Below are 18,095 nucleotides of genomic sequence, written 5' to 3'. Positions count from 1 at the left end.
AGGCGTATGAAGTGAAGTAAGAAATTAGAAAAGAAAAAAGGCGCCCTATTGGACGCCTTTTGACTTGTTAGTGGCGGAGTGGACGGGACTCGAACCCGCGACCCCCGGCGTGACAGGCCGGTATTCTAACCAACTGAACTACCACTCCGCATTAACTTGGTGGGTGCTGAGGGGATCGAACCCCCGACCCTCGCCTTGTAAGGGCGATGCTCTCCCAGCTGAGCTAAGCACCCCGAAAGAGCGCGCTAGTTTACGGCATCCTTTAGAGCTTTACCAGCCTTAAATGCAGGCGCCTTACTTGCCTTGATTTCGATGGCTGCACCGGTCTGTGGATTACGACCAGTACGGGCTGCACGCTCACGAACTTCGAAGGTGCCGAAACCTACTACGCTAACCTGGTCGCCATTTTTCAGAGTATTGGTGATGGTGTCAAGTACTGCATCTACTGCTTTAGCAGCTGTTGCTTTTGGAAGGTCTGCAGACGCAGCAACAGCTTCAACGAGTTCGGATTTATTCATTATGGATGTTCCCCTTTGGCTTAAATTCTAATAATCAAAGAATACAAAAACAGAGACGGGTGGCCTCTCCTTTGCCACCCGTGAAAAATTGACCGGTGTTTTATACCAAGTGCTTTCGCAGCCTGTCAATCGTTGACAAACGCCTTAACTACTGCTGCCCGGGGAGTCGCTATTTTTGCGAAAGTTTGTTTTGGGCATCAAGCCCAAGCAAACAGCAAAACTTCACGCGACCGTTTATGCCTGCGGCGCCCGACGTTCTGCGTTCGTTGCGTAATCACCTCTTCGCGGCTCTACACAACTCCCTCAGTGACTCTACGCCGACATAAAGCCGCTGCTGCATCTTCTCCGTCGTTCGCTCGCGCTCTCAACTACGAATATACAGACGGCGTCGACTATCGGGGACTAACCGCCCTCACTTCGCTCTCCATGGCGGTCAGCGCCAGAGTTAGTGCGCACGAACTCTGCGTGTACGCTTCTTCTCACTGGCCTGTTTACGCGACACACCACCCTCCGCATCCTCGCGCGGTTGCGGCATATGCTGCAGCGCAATTTCCAATACCTCATCAATCCACTTAACCGGACGAATGTCTAAATCGTCGAGAACATTCTTTGGAATATCAACCAGATCCTTACGGTTCTCTTCTGGGATCAAGACAATACCGATGCCGCCACGGTGAGCTGCCAGCAACTTCTCCTTGAGACCACCGATTGGTAATACCTCACCACGCAGAGTGATCTCACCGGTCATTGCCACATCAGCACAGACCGGAATGCCGGTCAAAATTGATGCAAAGGCAGTGCACATTCCAACGCCCGCACTCGGTCCATCTTTAGGAGTTGCGCCCTCTGGCATGTGTATATGGATGTCTTGCTTCTGATAAAAGTCGCTATCGATACCAAGCATATCGGCACGGCTGCGAATCACGGTCATCGCCGCCTGAATCGATTCCTGCATCACATCACCGAGCGAACCGGTGTGAATCAACTTGCCCTTACCATCCATCGTGGTCGCCTCAATGGTGAGCAGTTCACCACCCACCTCAGTCCACGCCAGACCGGTGACCTGCCCAACCTGATCGGCCTCCTCTGCACGTCCATAACGGAAACGACGCACCCCGAGATATTTATCGAGACTCTTCGGAGTAACGTTCAGCTTGCTCTTACGCGGCTTCAGTAGCACCTCCTTGACCACCTTACGGCAGATCTTGGAGATCTCACGCTCCAGGCTACGCACGCCCGCCTCACGGGTGTAGTAGCGAATGATGTCACGCAGACTCAGATCGGAGATGCCGATCTCGGTCGATTTCAGGCCATTGGCCTCAATCTGTTTAGGCACCAGGTAGCGAGAGGCAATATTGAGCTTCTCATCCTCGGTATAACCGGGAATACGAATCACCTCCATACGATCAAGCAACGGCCCAGGAATATTCATCGAGTTTGAGGTCGCAACAAACATTACATCGGAGAGATCGAAATCGACCTCCATGTAGTGATCGTTAAAGGTGTTGTTCTGCTCGGGATCGAGCACCTCGAGTAGCGCTGATGAGGGGTCGCCACGGAAATCCATCGCCATCTTATCGATCTCATCAAGCAGATAGAGCGGGTTACGGGTACCAACCTTGGAAAGGTTCTGCAGGATCTTGCCCGGCATGGAACCGATATAGGTGCGACGGTGGCCACGAATCTCTGCCTCATCTCGCACGCCACCGAGCGACATACGAACAAATTTTCTACTCGTAGCACGGGCAATCGAGCGCCCCAGAGAGGTCTTACCAACACCGGGCGGACCAACCAGACAGAGAATCGGTCCCTTCAGCTTCTTCACTCGCTGCTGCACGGCGAGATACTCAAGGATACGCTCCTTGACCTTCTCCAGACCGTAGTGATCAGCCTCAAGCACATCTTCAGCCGCCGCGAGATCGTTGCGGATTTTGTTACGTTTTTTCCATGGCACACTGACCATCCAGTCGATGTAGTTGCGCACCACGGTCGCCTCGGCCGACATCGGTGACATCATCTTCAGCTTGTTGAGCTCTGAGGTCGCCTTATCCTTCGCCTCCTTGCTCATGCCCGCTTTCTCAATCTTCTGCGTCAGCTCTTCGATCTCATTGGGCGCATCCTCCATCTCGCCCAACTCCTTCTGGATCGCCTTCATCTGCTCATTGAGATAGTACTCGCGCTGACTCTTCTCCATCTGTTGCTTAACGCGACCACGAATGCGCTTCTCGATCTGCAGCACATCGAGTTCGCCTTCGATCAGCGCCATCATATGCTCGATACGCTCCTGGATATTCTCGATACCGAGGATGTTCTGCTTCTCATCGATCTTCAGCGACATATGGGCAACAATGGTATCGACCATACGCCCCGGCTCATCGATACCATTGAGCGAGGTCAACACCTCGGGAGGTATCTTCTTATTCAGCTTAGCGTACTGCTCGAACTGGGTCAGCAGTGAGCGCATCAGCACGTCGGCCTCACGCACATCACCCATCGCCTCCGCTTCGAGTCTTTCGACCTGCGCCGCGATATGATTATCCTCTTCGATGTACTCAACCACACGGGCACGCTCACCACCCTCGACCAGCACCTTGACGGTGCCATCGGGAAGCTTGAGTAGCTGCAGGATTGTTGAGAGGGTACCGATGCGATAGATATCGTCGAGGGTTGGGTCGTCAATCTCGGCACTGGTCTGCGCCACCAACAGGATTTGCTTGTCGCTCGCCATCGCCAGCTCTAGTGCCTGTATAGACTTCTCGCGACCAACAAAGAGCGGAATAACCATATGCGGATAGACCACCACATCGCGCAGCGGCAACACCGGCATCGTAAGTCGTTGACCATCAACCACTTCTGACACCTTATCTTTATTCTCCATCACGAGATCCTCTTAATTCGCTAGTGAGCTGGCGACAGAAGAGCGCCACCACTCGAAACTGAACCACACAACAATGCAGCCTTTGTATTCAATATGGGTCTTTGGGGGCAATGATTCAAGCCCATCAGAAATGCGGGCTTGGAGATAACACGATCCCCTCCGAACTGGAGGGCGTGCCGCCCAGTTCGAGGAGAATAGACAGGGACTTACTCGCCGACAGAAGCGGTCGATTCAGCACCCTCGAAGATTAGATAGGGCTTGGAATCGCCCGTGATAGCCGCCTCATCAACAACAACCTTGGTAACGTTGTCCATTGATGGAAGATCGTACATGGTATCGAGCAGCGTCGTCTCGAGAATGGTACGAAGACCGCGTGCGCCGGTCTTACGCTCCATCGCCTTGCGGGCTACCGCACGCAGCGCATCCTCACGGAACTCCAGATCGACATCCTCCATTTGGAACAGCTTGGAATACTGTTTGGTCAAGGCATTCTTCGGCTGACTGAGAATCTTGATCAGGGCATCTTCATCGAGCTCTTCCAGTGTCGCCACAACAGGCAGACGACCGACAAACTCAGGAATCAGGCCGTAGCGAATCAGATCCTCGGGCTCGACGTCGTAGAGCACCTCACCCAATGCACGACCATCCTCCTTGCTCTTCACTTCGGCAGAGAAGCCGATGCCCCCCTTCTCAGAGCGGCTGGTAATCACCTTATCGAGACCGGCAAAGGCTCCACCAACAATGAACAGGATATTCTTGGTATCGACCTGCAGAAACTCCTGCTGCGGATGTTTGCGACCACCCTGCGGCGGTACAGAGGCAACGGTGCCCTCGATCAGTTTGAGCAGCGCCTGCTGCACACCCTCACCCGACACATCACGGGTAATCGATGGATTATCTGACTTACGCGAGATCTTATCGATCTCATCGATATAGACAATACCGGTCTGCGCCTTGTCGACATCGTAGTCGCACTTCTGCAACAGCTTCTGGATGATGTTCTCAACATCCTCACCCACATAACCGGCCTCGGTTAGGGTGGTGGCATCGGCCATGGTGAAAGGAACATTCAACAGACGCGCCAGCGTTTCAGCCAGCAGCGTCTTACCGCAACCGGTTGGACCGATCAGGAGAATATTACTCTTAGAGAGCTCCACCTCATCCTTGCTCGAGGTGCTGGCTTCAAGGCGCTTGTAGTGATTGTAAACAGCCACAGAGAGCACCTTCTTGGCACGCTCCTGACCGATTACATACTCATCAAGAATCTGTTTGATTTCGTGTGGCTTGGGCAGATGATTCTCTTCACCCTCGGCCTTCTCCTGCATCTCCTCACGAATGATATCGTTACAGAGTTCCACACACTCATCACAAACGTAGACAGAGGGTCCAGCAATCAGCTTACGCACCTCGTGCTGACTCTTGCCGCAGAATGAGCAATAGAGCAACTTACCCTCGTCACCCTTTCCAGTTTCGTCGTTCATGACCTTACCTCGTTCATTCAGATACCGACTCTCTGTCAGCACCCAATATTGCTCCGATGCGTTTCAGCACCGCTATTCGATTTCCCTGAGTCCAATTCAACTACGTTCGGACGTTTGTGACAAGTCAATCCCTTGTCATATAAGAGGTTATGCCTGAAATGCCACAGCGCAGTGCCGTGCACTGTCGCGTGACTCAGCGGCGTGCCTTACTCCTCAGAAGCAACTGCTGCGCGGTTATCTAGCACTGAATCGATCAAGCCGTATTCGGCACTCTCTTCACCACTCATGAAGAAATCACGATCGGTATCGGCTGCAATCTTTTCAATCGACTGACCGGTATGGTCGGCAAGGATCTTGTTGAGACGTTCACGCACCAACAGGATCTCTTTGGCATGGCGCTCAATATCTGAGGCCTGACCCTGGAAGCCACCCAGCGGTTGATGAATCATGGTGCGAGAGTGAGGTAGCGCAAAGCGCTTACCTGCCGCACCACCCGCCAATAACACCGCACCCATGCTGGCCGCCTGACCGATGCACATGGTGCTGACGTCGGGTTTGATAAATTGCATCGTGTCGTAGATTGAGAGACCGGCACTGACCGAACCACCCGGTGAGTTGATATAGAGATGGATATCTTTATCGGGATTCTCTGACTCGAGGAAGAGCAACTGCGCGACAATCAGGTTTGCCATATGGTCTTCGACCTGGCCAACCATGAAGATCACGCGCTCTTTGAGCAGTCGTGAGTAGATATCGTAGGAACGCTCACCACGCTGCGTCTGCTCAACCACCATCGGAACCAGGCCTGATGCCTGAATACCGTCAAATCCACCAAAATTGCTCATTTAATCCCCTCGACTACGGCTTTGATTACTTAAGCAGTTTTCGACGCCATGACCTCTTCAAATGACTTCGCTACCTCGCTGACTTCGAGCTGCTCAACAGCCCAGTCAACGATCTGCTCTTCAAGTACTAGCGACTCTACGTGCGCCAGTGCCTCGCGATTACTGTAGTACCACTTCACAAACTCTTCTGGGTTGTCGTAGGTCTGCGAAACCTTATCGACCGTCTCACGGACACGATCAGGGTCAACCTTAATCTCATTTCTGTTGGCGACATTAGCCAAAATCAAGCTCAGCTTGACGCGTTTTTTCGCCTGCTCTTCAAACAGCGCACGAACCGGCTCCGGATCCTTCTGCATCTCGGGCGGCATCTGCAGACCCGACTGCTGCATCAGATTTCCGATCTCCTGATCGACCAGCGCCTTTGGCACGTCAAATTCGTTCTTCGACAGCAGCAGCTCCATTACCTGCTCTTTAACACTGCCCTTCACTGCCTGCTCAAGCTCACGATCCATATTGGCACGTACTTCATTGCGCAGCGTTTCGATACCGCCATCAGCCACACCAAAATCAACAGCAAAGGCATCATCCAGCTCAGGCAGGAAAGATTCAGCAACGGTGGTGACAGTGACCTTGAAGTTCACATCCTTACCCGCAAGCTCTTTGGCACCGTACTCTTCGGGGAAGGTCAGATCGAGGCTATGTTCCTCGCCCGCCTTGCTACCGATCAACCCATCTTCAAAACCGGGGATCATGCTATTGGCACCCAGCACAACGGCAACCTGCTGGCCGGTACCACCAGGGAACTCTTCGCCATCGATAGCACCGACAAAATCGATCATTACACGATCGCCATTCTGTGCCTCACGCTCAACGTCGTTCCACTCTGCCTTCTGATCGCGCAGCTTGTTGAGCATCTGTTCAAGATCTTCCACCCTGATCTCAACAACCGGCTTCTCGATCTTGGCACCCTCAAGCGCAGCAAGCTCAAACTCCGGATAGATCTCAAAGGTTGCAGAGAACTCCAGCGCCTTGCCCGCCTCGAGAGGCTTAGGCTCAATCAGAGGACTGCCTGCAGGGCGTAGATTTTCCTGATTAACCGCGTTGGAGAGCGCATTGCGAATCGCCTCTTCTACAATCTCGGCGCGAACCTGATCACCATACTGACGCTTAACCACCTTGAGCGGCACCTTGCCAGGACGGAAGCCAGCAACCTTGACCTGACCTTTCATCGACTCCAGACGGCTCTCAATGGCCTGTTCAATCTCCTCGGCGGGCACCTCAATGGTCATGCGGCGCTCAAGGCCCTCGGTTGTCTCGACTGAAACTTGCATTGAAAATCACCTCATCGCATGGAACGCATGCGTCTATATGGTTTAACTAACGGCAGCATTCGATTGCTGCCAATTCATCTCGAAACCCGCATCCAGCTATAGATAGGGGCGACTTTCGAGAACTACAACTAAAATATGGTGCGAAAGGAGAGACTCGAACTCTCACGGGTTGCCCCACTGGAACCTAAATCCAGCGCGTCTACCAATTCCGCCACTCTCGCATTGCCCTGAACAAACAGGTCAACTTGCCATTATACCGGGATCAGGGCGCCTCGCGGAAGCCCCTTTTTCAACCTATTTCAGGCAGCACCACAACCCAGGTTCACGATTTGGCAGTCAAATGCGAGAATCGGGACTAGGATCAGAATAAGAGAGCCATAAAGGTATCCCATGCAACCGATCAAACCGCTCAATAGCCAGCAGCTCTGTCGCCTTTGCGACCCGGACCAGTTTGAGTTTGAAACCACCGATGAGCTTGATGGCCTCAAAGAGATCGTTGGCCAGTCCCGCGCTGAAGAGGCGGTCCATTTTGGCATTGCGATACGTCGCGAAGGATACAATATCTACGCCCTTGGCCCCGCTGGCATCGGTCGTCACACACTGATCCAGCACTTTGTCGAACAGCAGGCCAGCAACGACCGCACCCCCTCCGACTGGTGCTACGTCAACAATTTCAAAGAGACACACAAGCCACTCGCACTCGAACTCCCCGCTGGCGAAGGAGTCGAGCTGCATCGAGAGATGGACCACCTGATCGAGGAGTTACTTAGCGCCATCCCCGCCGCCTTTGAAGGTGAGGAGTATCAGAATCGGGTTCAGGAGATACAGGACGCACTGAAAGAGCGCCAGGAGAGCGCCTTTGCGGAGCTACAGCAGGAGGCGGAACAGCACCAGATCACCCTGATCCGCACCCCATCGGGTTTTGCCTTCGCGCCCACCACAGAGGGCGAGGTCATTCCACCAGAGAAATATGAACAGCTCGGCCAAGAGGAGCAGGCACGCATTGAGCAGATTGTCTCCACACTGCAGGAGAAGCTGCACCACATTCTCAATCAGATCCCGCTCTGGAATAAAGAGGCACGCGAGCATACCAAGCAGCTCAATCACGAAGTCACTATGACCGCCGTTGCTCACCTGATCGACGCGTTAACCATCCGCTTCAGTAATCTGCCCAAGGTGGTGACCTATCTGGAGTCGGTACGCGATGATCTGGTTGAGAATACCGAGATCTTTATCAAACCGGACGGCAAAGAGAGTAAACAACCGAGCAATGCCACAGCTAACAATCAGAATTCTCTTTTCAATCGCTACCGCGTCAACCTGCTAATCGATCAAAGTGACTCAAAAGGTGCGCCGATCATCTACAACGACAACCCCTCATTCCAGAGCATGGTTGGTCGCGTCGAGCATATTGCACAGATGGGCGCCCTGATCACCGACTTCACCCTGATCAAACCCGGCGCTCTGCACCAGGCCAATGGTGGATACCTGATTCTTGATATTCGCAAACTGCTCACTGAGCCCTACGCCTGGGAGGGCCTCAAACGCGCTTTGCGCGCCGGAGAGATCAAGATTGAGTCGCTGGGGCAGATGCTTAGCCTGATCAGCACCGTTTCGCTTGAACCCGAACCGATCCCGCTCGATATCAAGGTAATCCTGATCGGTGACCGACTGCTCTACTACATCCTGCTCGAGTACGACCCCGACTTTGCTGAACTGTTCAAGGTGGCCGCCGACTTTGAGGAGCAGATCGAGGCTACCGCTGAGAATCGCCTACTCTATGCACGTCTGCTCGGCATGCTGGCGCATAAAGAGAAGCTCCTTCCTCTGCACCGCTCCGCCGTGGTGCGGGTGATTGAATACAGCGCACGTCGTAGCGGCGATAACGAGAAGCTCTCGACTCACGCCCGCACCCTGGTCGATCTGCTGTGTGAGGCCGACCACCGCTGACCGCCATGGATAGCGAAGCGAAGGCGGTTAGTCCCGATAGTCGACGCCGTCTGCCTATTCGTAGTTGAGGCGTGAGCGAACGACGGAGAAGATGCAGCAGCGGCTTTATGTCGGCGTAGAGTCACTGAGGGAGTTGTGTAGAGCCGCGAAGAGGTGATTACGCAACGTACGCAGGACGGTCGGGGCGCCGTAGGCATAAACGGTCGCGTTAAGTATTTGCCGCTTGCTTGGGCTTGGATGCCCAAAACAAGTTTCCCGCAAAATAGCGACTCCCGATTTGCCACCATCAACAACCACAGCGCGATCAACGACAGTGATATTCAACAGGCCATCGACGCACAGATTCGGCGCGCCGATCGATTACGTGAACATAGTTACGAAGAGATCAATCGCGGCACCCTGCTGATCGACACCTCCGGCAGCAAGGTAGGACAGGTCAACGCCCTTTCGGTGATCGATCTCGGAAACTTCCGTTTTGCACAACCGACACGAATTACCGCCACCACACGCCTCGGTGAGGGCGAGATCATCGACATTGAACGTGAGATCGAACTCGGTGGCGCCATTCACTCCAAGGGGGTGATGATCCTCACCGCACTGTTGGGCGAACGCTACGGCCAAAAACACCCGCTCTCATTCTCCGCCAGCCTGGTGTTTGAACAGAGCTACGGCGGAGTCGAAGGCGATAGCGCATCGATTGCAGAACTCTGCGCCCTGCTCTCATCACTTGCCAACAAACCGATTCTGCAATCACTCGCCGTTACTGGCTCGGTCAATCAACACGGCGAGGTACAGGCGATCGGCGGGGTCAATGAGAAGATTGAAGGGTTTTTCGATATCTGCCGCGGGCGCGGAGAGCTGGATGAACATGCGGTATTGATACCCGCCAGCAACGTCAAACACCTGATGTTACGCCGCGATGTGGTAGAGGCGGTCGAAAATGGTAGTTTCCAGATCTACCCCATCCACACCATCGACGAGGCAGCCACCCTGCTAATGGCCTGCGATGCAGGCGAAATGGATGATGACGAACACTATCCGGAAGGGAGCATTAACCAGCTGGTAGCAGAGCGGATTGAGAGCTATGCCACAATCCGCCACGAGTTTGGCGAAAAGGGAAAACACGATCCGGAGGAGAGCGAACCTCAGCCTCCAGAGTAAGGCTCAATCACTCTCTAGCCGGTCGATCTCATTCATCGGTCCCGACCAATCCTCTGGGCGAATCGCCTTGTCGCTATAACCTAGATCATCCTTATCGATGCCGTCGTAGGCGGCGCTCCAATCCTCCGGTGCCTCTGCCATCTCGAGATCAACCTCAAACCAGATTTCGAGATCAAGTTCCTCAACCTCACCATCCAGATGTTGAATCTCGATCGCACCTTCATCCTCATCAAACGCGACAACCTCAAACAGCTTGCCGGTCTCGGAATACTTGTACCACTCACCCACCTTGGGCTCAAACTCAGTAGCCATACAACCTCCCCCAGTGCACCCGATGGTCAACTTGGATAGAAGCAGTGCCTCATAAAACAAAGATAGCAGTAAACAGTGATTATCCAGCCCTCATCTGGCCGGAAACATTACTCATGCATAGAGATCTATCGAAGCCCCCGGTTCAACCTCGTCATCACTTTGGTAACGCGAATGAAGCTCATTACTCTGAGATTCGCCTTCCGCTGACTTGGAGGCCTCTTCGGCCCGTTCAGCGGCCAATTCTGTGCGCGCCTCAGCTGCCATACTGGCCGCCTCCGCGGCGATACGCTGATCCTGCGCCGAGGGTTCAGCGGGCGCGAGGGCTGCACGGCGAATCACCTCTGCCTTCTCCAAGGTTGCCTGGGGATCGTTGGGAACAGCCGAAGTATCAACACTCACCTCCCCAGCCACCGCGTAGTTCACCCCATCAGAACCGCGTTCGTAGGTAAAGCTGGCGCGACCTGTATAAGGGCCACCTACTGAGAGATGTGCCTGCTCATGCGCCCGCACCTCGCGATCCCGCTCCGCAAGCTGTCGATCTCTGGCAAGATCCTGCTCGGTCGGCTCATTCGCCTCTACGCGCCCCTCCTTCTCAGCGCTCTCTTTCTGCTCAACGCCCCCACTCCCTGGCTTGCAGTCTCTTTCTGATCCTCTTCAGCAGCAGGCGCAGCTGCTTCATCGCGCTTCACCTGGCTCATACCAGAGAGAGTGTTAATGACTGAACCGATCTGTTGGGATGCGATCTGCATAGTTTTAAGAAAAGGCCTTGAGGAGGTTATTGAGTGTTTGATCGACGGCCTGCACAACCCTGGCCGAGACCTCAACCTGATCGCGTGCGCGCTGAAGCTCAGCGATAGGAGCAGTAAGATTTTCCTGCGGTGCAGCGGTCGCCGCAGCGGTGAGTTGTTGAGAGCTTTCAACCAGGCGCTGCTGCCCCTGTTTCAACCCCTGCAGTGATGTACCGAGCGCGCTGTCGATTCTCATAACCACAACCTCGTAGCTATTTAACCCAATACCCTGAATTATATCAGATCACAGTCTATTTACTGGAAGCAGCGCACAAAAAAGGGCTACCGTTTCCGGCAACCCATTGAATATGGTGGGATATCAAGGATTCGAACCTTGGACCAAGAGATTAAGAGTCTCCTGCTCTACCAACTGAGCTAATATCCCAAACTCATTTCGATCGTAATAATAAACGATCTAGATAATGGGGTGAACGATGGGGATCGAACCCACGACCACCGGAATCACAATCCGGGGCTCTACCGACTGAGCTACGCTCACCACTGAACTCTTCATACCTTGCGGCAATGAGAACCACCGGCGAATGGTACGCCCGACAGGACTCGAACCTGCTACCCTCGGCTTAGAAGGCCGATGCTCTATCCAGATGAGCTACGGGCGCATTGAACCTTTGTGACTGAGCCGCCTGACTGCTCATTCACCTTTACAATTGGTCGGGGTAGAGAGATTCGAACTCCCGACATCCTGCTCCCAAAGCAGGCGCGCTACCAGGCTGCGCTATACCCCGAGTAGCCTTCTTGAGGCACTCGACTTCTGCAAGGTACTGCAAGAAGGCTGGCGATAATAATCGCACTCCCCCCATGCCGTCAATTCCTTCCTGAAAAAAACACGAAAAAAACGTCTGTAGAGATCGTAATGGAACATTACATAGCGTGAGGGTCGCTTGTCGCAAGCAGCTACTGCATGAGAGAATTCACCGTTCATTCATACTGGATTTCACACCCATGACAGCGCAGATCATTGACGGCAAGGCGATCGCCGCCGAACTTAGACAAGAGATAAAGGGCAAGGTGGAGGCACGTACCGCCAAAGGACTGCGCGCACCGGGACTAGCTGTCATTCTGCTCGGCGCTGATCCAGCCTCCGAGGTCTATGTTCGCAATAAACGTAACGCCTGCGCCGAGGTCGGGGTGAATTCGATCTCCCACGATCTGTCCCCTGAGACCAGCCAGGAAGATCTGCTTAAGCTAATCGATGAGCTCAACGAAGACGCTACTGTGGACGGCATCCTGGTCCAGACTCCGCTGCCAGCGCATATCGATACCGAGACGGTGATCGAACGCATCCGCCCCGACAAGGATGTGGATGGCTTCCACCCCTACAACATCGGCCGCCTTGCGGTGCGCCTGCCAACGTTACGCTCCTGCACCCCCTACGGCGTAATCAAGCTGCTGCGCAGCACCGGTATGGAGCTGAAGGGCCAGGAGGCGGTTGTCGTTGGTGCATCTAACCACGTCGGTCGGCCAATGGGGCTTGAACTGCTTCTGGCTGGCTGCACCACCACCACCTGCCACCGTATGACGCGAGACCTCGAGGAGCAGATCAGGCGCGCCGACATCGTGGTCGTCGCTGCCGGCAAACCGGGACTGGTTAAGGGCGAGTGGATCAAACCGGGGGCGACCGTCATCGACATCGGTATCAACCGTCTCGATGACGGGCGTCTGGTCGGTGATGTCGATTTTGAGAGTGCCCGTGAGCGCGCAGGCCGGATTACTCCGGTACCGGGCGGCGTTGGACCAATGACTGTTGCTGTACTGCTCAACAACACCATTGAGGCGCTGGAACAGTTCCACTCATAACATGCCGTGGACGGAGCAACTACTCCGTCCACACGCCTCTAACTAGCCGCGGCGCCAGGTAGTACCGCCGGCACCATCCTCCAGGACGATTCCAGCCGCTTGCAGCTCATCACGAATGCGATCTGACTCGGCCCACTCCTTGTTGCTGCGCGCCGTCAGACGCGCCTCGATCAGCGTCTCAATCTGCTCGTTGCTGAGCCCCTCTTCGCTGCCGACTCCACCTTGTAGGTAGGCAACCGGATCGCGCTGCAGAATACCCAACAGCTGTGCCAGCTGTTTTAGCTGCGCCGCTATTTCAACCGCTTGCACGCCATCACTATCACGCAGACGATTGACCTCCTTGGCCATTTCGAACAGCACTGCCAGTGCTTCTGACGTGGCGAAATCATCATCCAATGCTGCATAAAAACGCTCAGTGTAGCCCTCACCTGCAGCAGCCTCCACGCCCTCAAGTGCAACCCCCTTCAGTGCGGTATAGAGCGTGCTCAGCGCTGCCTTGGCGTTATCGAGGTGTTTATCGGAGTAGTTGAGCGGACTACGATAGTGGCTGGTAAGAATGAAGTAACGGATCACCTCAGGATCGTACTGCTTCATCACCTCGCGAATGGTGAAGAAGTTACCGAGCGACTTCGACATCTTCTCATCGTCGACACGCACAAAACCGTTATGCATCCAGACATTTACAAACTGGCAGCCGGTCGCCGCCTCACTCTGTGCGATCTCATTTTCGTGATGGGGAAATTGCAGATCGAGGCCACCGCCGTGAATATCAAAGTGATTACCGAGACAGTGGGTCGACATCGCTGAACACTCAATGTGCCAACCGGGACGCCCATTTCCCCAGGGTGATTCCCAGCTCGGCTCCCCCGGTTTAGCCGCCTTCCACAGGACAAAATCGAGCGGATCGTCTTTTGCGGTATCGACCGCCACCCGTTCACCAGCGCGTAGATCTTCAGGGTTTTTACCAGAGAGCTTGCCGTAACCCTCGAACTTGCTGACATCGTAGTAAACGTCACCGTTGGCAGCCGGATAGGCGTAGCCCTTCTCGACCAACTTGGCGATCATCTCTACAATCTGATCCATATGGGTGGTGGCGTGTGGCTCCTCATTCGGGCGTAACACCCCCAGCGCATCGGCATCCTCGTGCATCGCCTCGACAAAACGGGAGGTCAGGTTAGAAAAATCCTCCCCGTTCTCGTTGGCGCGCTGGATAATCTTGTCGTCGATATCGGTCACGTTGCGCACATAGGTGACCTGCTGCTCGCCGTAGATCTTGCAGAGATAGCGATAGACCACATCAAAGACCACCAATACCCGCGCGTGGCCAATATGACAGTAGTCGTAAACCGTCATTCCGCAGACATAGATTCGTACCCGCTGCGGGTCGATAGGAGTGAAGGGCTCTAGCTGATTGCTCAGGTTATTGTGGATCTGCAACATATCGAAGTTTCCGAGGTCATAGTCATTAGCCGGTGGAAGCGCAGCGGGCAGTGTTGATCTTCCAGCCCTGCAACCGGTGGCGGGCATGTTAACGGAAAGCCAAATCAACGACAAAATAGGCTTTCCCCATCAGCCGCGCCACTTTATCATCTAACCCAGTTCAACCATGGAAAAAAAACATGAAACGCATACTGACCACCCTGCTCCTGCTGCTTACCTTCAACCTCGCCCAGGCCGAGATGCCCCCAACACCACATGTACTGCTTGAGACCAATGTCGGCAACATCACCATCCAGCTCCATCGCGACAAGGCACCGGTTACGGTCGAGAACTTCCTCACCTACGTCAACAGCGGTTTCTATAACGGCACCGTCTTCCACCGCGTGATTAGTGACTTCATGATCCAGGGCGGTGGATTCACCAAGACCTACACCAAAAAAGCGACTCGCGATGAGATCAAGAACGAGGCCGATAACGGCTTGAAGAATCGCCGTGGTAGCGTCGCCATGGCACGCACCTCAATCCCCCACTCCGCCACCGCGCAGTTTTTCATCAATACCGTCAATAACAGCTTCCTCAACCACAGCGCAAAAACCAAACGCGGCTGGGGCTACGCCGTCTTCGGTGAGGTCGTGAAAGGCATGGATGTGGTCGACAAGATCGAACAGATGCGCACCGGTTCAGGCGGTCCCTTCCCGCGTGACGTACCACAAGATGTTGTGATCATCGAACGCGCCTCCGTGGTAGACGACAAAACCGGTACCGCTGCACAGAACTGATGGGTGAGAGCCTCTTTATCGCCGACCTCCACCTACACGAGAGTCGGCCCGAGACGACGCGCCTCTTTCTCGACTTTTTGCAGCGAGAGAGCGCCTCGGCCGAGGCGCTCTATATTCTCGGCGACCTGTTTGAGATCTGGTTTGGCGATGATGATCCCGACCCAGGGAAACAGCAAATCGTCACGGCGCTCAAGGCGTGGCAAGCCCCACTCTTTTTCATGCACGGCAATCGTGATTTTCTGATTGGGGCGCAGTTTCTTACCGAGACGGGCGCACAACTCCTTCAAGATCCAACCCTGATCGAGCTTTACGGCAAACAAACACTGTTGATGCACGGTGACACCCTCTGCACCGATGACCAGGACTATCAGGCATTTCGAAACATGGTTCGTGCACCCGCACTGATTGAGCAGGTGCTCTCACTGGAGATAGGACCACGCATTGAGATGATCTCGGAGGTGCGCGCAAAAAGTCGTGCCGAGATGAGTGAAAAATCACTCGCGATTATGGATGCCAACCAGCAGGAGATCGAACAGGTAATGCGATCTCATCAGGTACAGCAGCTGATCCATGGTCATACCCACCGCCCAGCCATTCACGACCTTGAGCTAGATGGCCAAAGCGTACAACGCATGGTCGTCGGTGACTGGCATCAGCGGGGCAGCGTGTTGCGCTGCACTCCTGAGGGATGCAGTCTCGAGCCTATCGAGGCCTGAGCGTTCCGCCCACCCCTTCGAGGTAGTCGAGCTCCTCAACGGTAAAACCCGCCTCAAGTCGCGCCTCACGATGAAAGGGGCCGCGAATCTGTCCCTTCATATGCCGTTCCAGCAGCGCATCGAACTGCTGCTCAGAATCGAGCGCACGCTCACTACAGAGGTAGTGGAACCAGCGATTGCCGACTCCGACATGGCCGATCTCATCACGCAGAATAATATCGAGTAGCGCCGCGCCTTCACTATCCCCCACCTTCAGCAGCTTGGCCTTAATGCCCGGACTCACATCGAGGCCGCGCGCCTCCAGACAGCGCGGCACCAGCGCCATACGCGCCAATACATCGTAGGATGTCTCCTCAGCCATCTCCCACAAGCCGTTATGGGCGGGGAAATCCCCATACTCATAACCGAGCGTACGCAGATGGTCGCGCAGCAGACCGAAGTGGTACGCCTCCTCAAAGGCGATCTGAATCCAGTCGCTATAGTAGTCATTCGGCATATCGCGAAAACGGTAGACCGCATCCCAACCGAGGTTGATCGCATTAAACTCGATATGTACCAGCGCATGAAACAGTATCGCCCGCCCCTCAACCGTGGTCGGTTTACGCTGCTGCAATTCACGTGGACGCACTAGTAGAGGTCGCGCGGGACGACCGGGATCGGGAATCGGCTCAGCTTCAACCGTCGCATCAAGCGCACACTCACCCGCCTGCCATGCCGCACTGGCGGCGTTGGTCAGGGCGATCTTCTCATCGGGATCACAAGCATCAAGACAGCCCCGTGCCAGATCAAAAATACTCTGGATCATCGATCGCCTTCTCTATCAACGGACTGAGGGAGACGACTCATCCGGCCACAGCCGCCAGACCGCGGGCCAGGTCGTTTTTCAGATCGACGACATCTTCCAATCCCACCGAGAGACGCAGCAGACCATCACTAATACCCGACTCGGCACACTGTTCAGCAGTGAGACGGCCGTGTGTGGTAGTGGCCGGATGGGTAATCGTGGTCTTGGCATCACCCAGGTTGGCGGTAATCGATACCAGCTCGGTAGCATTGATAAAGCGCCACGCCTCTGCCTGACCACCTTCGAGCTCAAACGAGAGGATGCCACCCGCACCACGCTGTTGACTCGCCGCCAGCCCATGCTGCGGATGCGATTCGAGTCCGGGATAGTAGACACGTTTCACTGTTGGCTGAGACTCTAGCCAGTGCGCCAGCTCACCCGCCGACTCGCAGTGAGCGCGCATGCGGATTGAGAGTGTCTCCAACCCTTTGAGAAAGACCCAGGCATTAAAGGCACTCATGGTCGGGCCAGCCGAGCGCAAAAATGCATAGACATCACCGCCGACAATCTCCTCGCTGCCAACTACCGCGCCGCCGACACAACGTCCCTGCCCATCGAGATACTTGGTGGCGGAGTGGATCACGATATCGGCCCCCAGCTTCAACGGCTGCTGCAGCGCCGGTGTGCAGAAGCAGTTATCGACCACTAGCAGCGCACCATTGGCGTGTGCCAGCTCAGCGAGACGCGCAATATCGGCTACCTCGGTGAGTGGGTTCGAGGGGGTCTCCAGAAACAGTAGGCGTGTCTCTGGACGAATCGCCGCCTCCCACTCACTGTAGTCAGTCTGCGCAACAAAACTGGTCTCAACACCAAACTTGGTCAGGTAGTTGTTGAACAGCACCGTGGTGGTACCAAATATCGAACGTGAGGAGACGACATGGTCGCCCGCCTTCAGCAGCCCCATGCAGGTGGTGAGGATCGCCGACATGCCCGACGCGGTCGCCACGCAACGCTCTCCACCCTCCATCGCAGCCAGGCGCTGCTCAAAGGTGCGCACGGTTGGATTGGTGAAGCGCGAGTAGATATTGCCGGGTTGATCACCCGAGAAGCGCGCTGCAGCCTCTTCGGCTGATGCAAAAACAAAACTGGAGGTGGGGAATATCGGCTCTGCATGCTCCCCTTCAGCTGTGCGTTGCTGCCCAGCACGGACTGCAAGCGTCTCCAGTGCAAAATCGTCTAGACCATCTTCAAACATCGTTAACCTCCGGCCATTCTCTGGCCCTTTGCAACCACA

The 18,095-nt window shown here is 54.9% G+C and carries 17 protein-coding genes, 7 tRNA genes and 1 pseudogene; 6 read left to right on the top strand and 19 right to left on the bottom strand.

Annotation, left to right across the window (positions count from 1 at the left end):
• Positions 1-71: 71 nt before the first annotated feature.
• The 8 genes from HUE57_RS08725 to HUE57_RS08690 all read right to left on the bottom strand — a co-directional run bounded on the left by HUE57_RS08725 (position 72) and on the right by HUE57_RS08690 (position 7,274).
• Positions 72-148 (bottom strand) — tRNA-Asp (locus tag HUE57_RS08725).
• A gap of 9 nt (positions 149-157) precedes the next feature.
• Positions 158-233: transfer RNA gene (locus HUE57_RS08720), tRNA-Val, on the bottom strand.
• A 12-nt stretch (positions 234-245) separates the two neighbouring features.
• A complete protein-coding gene (locus HUE57_RS08715; RefSeq protein WP_078484935.1) occupies positions 246-518 on the bottom strand; it encodes an HU family DNA-binding protein in 273 nt (90 codons plus the stop codon).
• 445 nt (positions 519-963) lie between these two features.
• Complete coding sequence (gene lon, locus HUE57_RS08710) at positions 964-3,396, bottom strand: endopeptidase La (protein WP_078484936.1); 2,433 nt, start codon at positions 3,394-3,396, stop codon at positions 964-966.
• A 206-nt stretch (positions 3,397-3,602) separates the two neighbouring features.
• Positions 3,603-4,877 (bottom strand): ATP-dependent Clp protease ATP-binding subunit ClpX, encoded by a 1,275-nt coding sequence (gene clpX / locus HUE57_RS08705; protein ID WP_078484938.1) that lies wholly within the window; start codon positions 4,875-4,877, stop codon positions 3,603-3,605.
• A 206-nt stretch (positions 4,878-5,083) separates the two neighbouring features.
• The gene (clpP, locus tag HUE57_RS08700; protein WP_078483251.1) at positions 5,084-5,722 is read right to left on the bottom strand and encodes an ATP-dependent Clp endopeptidase proteolytic subunit ClpP; all 639 of its coding nucleotides are present in this window, start codon (positions 5,720-5,722) and stop codon (positions 5,084-5,086) included.
• Positions 5,723-5,751: 29 nt separating this feature from the next.
• A complete protein-coding gene (tig, locus tag HUE57_RS08695) occupies positions 5,752-7,053 on the bottom strand; it encodes a trigger factor (protein WP_078483250.1) in 1,302 nt (433 codons plus the stop codon).
• Between the two features lie 136 nt (positions 7,054-7,189).
• Positions 7,190-7,274 (bottom strand) — tRNA-Leu (locus tag HUE57_RS08690).
• A gap of 169 nt (positions 7,275-7,443) precedes the next feature.
• Here HUE57_RS08690 and HUE57_RS08685 point away from each other — a divergent pair.
• A complete protein-coding gene (locus HUE57_RS08685; RefSeq protein WP_174673028.1) occupies positions 7,444-9,003 on the top strand; it encodes an AAA family ATPase in 1,560 nt (519 codons plus the stop codon).
• Here the strand turns inward: HUE57_RS08685 and HUE57_RS08680 are convergent.
• Positions 8,955-9,248 carry a hypothetical protein gene (locus tag HUE57_RS08680; protein WP_174673027.1) on the bottom strand — a complete coding sequence of 98 codons (294 nt, stop codon included), beginning with the start codon at positions 9,246-9,248 and terminating at the stop codon, positions 8,955-8,957. The genes HUE57_RS08685 and HUE57_RS08680 overlap by 49 nt on opposite strands.
• Here HUE57_RS08680 and HUE57_RS08675 point away from each other — a divergent pair.
• Complete coding sequence (locus tag HUE57_RS08675) at positions 9,241-10,164, top strand: S16 family serine protease (RefSeq protein ID WP_174673026.1); 924 nt, start codon at positions 9,241-9,243, stop codon at positions 10,162-10,164. The genes HUE57_RS08680 and HUE57_RS08675 overlap by 8 nt on opposite strands.
• Positions 10,165-10,167: 3 nt before the next feature.
• Here the strand turns inward: HUE57_RS08675 and HUE57_RS08670 are convergent, their stop codons facing one another.
• Both HUE57_RS08670 and HUE57_RS08665 read right to left on the bottom strand, forming a co-directional pair.
• Positions 10,168-10,476, bottom strand: a complete 309-nt coding sequence (locus HUE57_RS08670) for a DUF6763 family protein (protein WP_078483248.1) — start codon at positions 10,474-10,476, stop codon at positions 10,168-10,170.
• A gap of 111 nt (positions 10,477-10,587) precedes the next feature.
• A pseudogene (locus HUE57_RS08665) lies at positions 10,588-11,007 on the bottom strand (putative metalloprotease CJM1_0395 family protein); the annotation flags it as partial.
• Here HUE57_RS08665 and HUE57_RS08660 point away from each other — a divergent pair.
• Positions 10,975-11,124: a hypothetical protein gene (locus HUE57_RS08660; RefSeq protein WP_174673025.1), complete on the top strand. Its 150-nt coding sequence runs from the start codon at positions 10,975-10,977 to the stop codon at positions 11,122-11,124. The pseudogene HUE57_RS08665 and the gene HUE57_RS08660 overlap by 33 nt on opposite strands.
• A gap of 105 nt (positions 11,125-11,229) precedes the next feature.
• On the opposite strand, the gene HUE57_RS08655 is transcribed toward HUE57_RS08660, so the two are convergent.
• The 5 genes from HUE57_RS08655 to HUE57_RS08635 form a co-directional block, all read right to left on the bottom strand.
• A complete protein-coding gene (locus HUE57_RS08655; protein ID WP_078483247.1) occupies positions 11,230-11,460 on the bottom strand; it encodes a hypothetical protein in 231 nt (76 codons plus the stop codon).
• 113 nt (positions 11,461-11,573) lie between these two features.
• A tRNA-Lys gene (locus HUE57_RS08650) sits at positions 11,574-11,649 on the bottom strand.
• Between the two features lie 38 nt (positions 11,650-11,687).
• Positions 11,688-11,763, bottom strand: a tRNA-His gene (locus HUE57_RS08645).
• Positions 11,764-11,807: 44 nt separating this feature from the next.
• A tRNA-Arg gene (locus HUE57_RS08640) sits at positions 11,808-11,884 on the bottom strand.
• Between the two features lie 49 nt (positions 11,885-11,933).
• A tRNA-Pro gene (locus HUE57_RS08635) sits at positions 11,934-12,010 on the bottom strand.
• A 217-nt stretch (positions 12,011-12,227) separates the two neighbouring features.
• Here HUE57_RS08635 and folD point away from each other — a divergent pair.
• Entirely contained in the window at positions 12,228-13,082 is an 855-nt protein-coding gene (folD, locus tag HUE57_RS08630; RefSeq protein ID WP_078483246.1) for a bifunctional methylenetetrahydrofolate dehydrogenase/methenyltetrahydrofolate cyclohydrolase FolD, read from the top strand.
• A gap of 42 nt (positions 13,083-13,124) precedes the next feature.
• On the opposite strand, the gene cysS is transcribed toward folD, so the two are convergent.
• Complete coding sequence (gene cysS / locus HUE57_RS08625; RefSeq protein WP_078483253.1) at positions 13,125-14,522, bottom strand: cysteine--tRNA ligase; 1,398 nt, start codon at positions 14,520-14,522, stop codon at positions 13,125-13,127.
• Positions 14,523-14,701: 179 nt separating this feature from the next.
• Between cysS and HUE57_RS08620 the strand changes: the two genes are divergently transcribed.
• Positions 14,702-15,301: a peptidylprolyl isomerase gene (locus HUE57_RS08620; RefSeq protein WP_078483245.1), complete on the top strand. Its 600-nt coding sequence runs from the start codon at positions 14,702-14,704 to the stop codon at positions 15,299-15,301.
• Positions 15,301-16,017: a UDP-2,3-diacylglucosamine diphosphatase gene (locus HUE57_RS08615; RefSeq protein WP_078483244.1), complete on the top strand. Its 717-nt coding sequence runs from the start codon at positions 15,301-15,303 to the stop codon at positions 16,015-16,017. The genes HUE57_RS08620 and HUE57_RS08615 overlap by 1 nt, the downstream gene beginning before the upstream one ends.
• On the opposite strand, the gene HUE57_RS08610 is transcribed toward HUE57_RS08615, so the two are convergent.
• Both HUE57_RS08610 and HUE57_RS08605 read right to left on the bottom strand, forming a co-directional pair.
• Positions 16,004-16,822: a ferritin-like domain-containing protein gene (locus HUE57_RS08610; RefSeq protein WP_078483243.1), complete on the bottom strand. Its 819-nt coding sequence runs from the start codon at positions 16,820-16,822 to the stop codon at positions 16,004-16,006. The two genes, HUE57_RS08615 and HUE57_RS08610, sit on opposite strands and share 14 nt — an antisense overlap.
• A 37-nt stretch (positions 16,823-16,859) precedes the next feature.
• A complete protein-coding gene (locus tag HUE57_RS08605; protein ID WP_078483242.1) occupies positions 16,860-18,056 on the bottom strand; it encodes an O-succinylhomoserine sulfhydrylase in 1,197 nt (398 codons plus the stop codon).
• Between the last annotated feature and the right edge of the window lie 39 nt (positions 18,057-18,095).

This window comes from Candidatus Reidiella endopervernicosa (assembly GCF_013343005.1).
In the GTDB taxonomy this organism is placed as follows: Bacteria; Pseudomonadota; Gammaproteobacteria.
The sequence above is the reverse complement of the archived record's forward strand: the minus strand, read 5'-3'. Positions and strand labels throughout refer to the sequence as shown.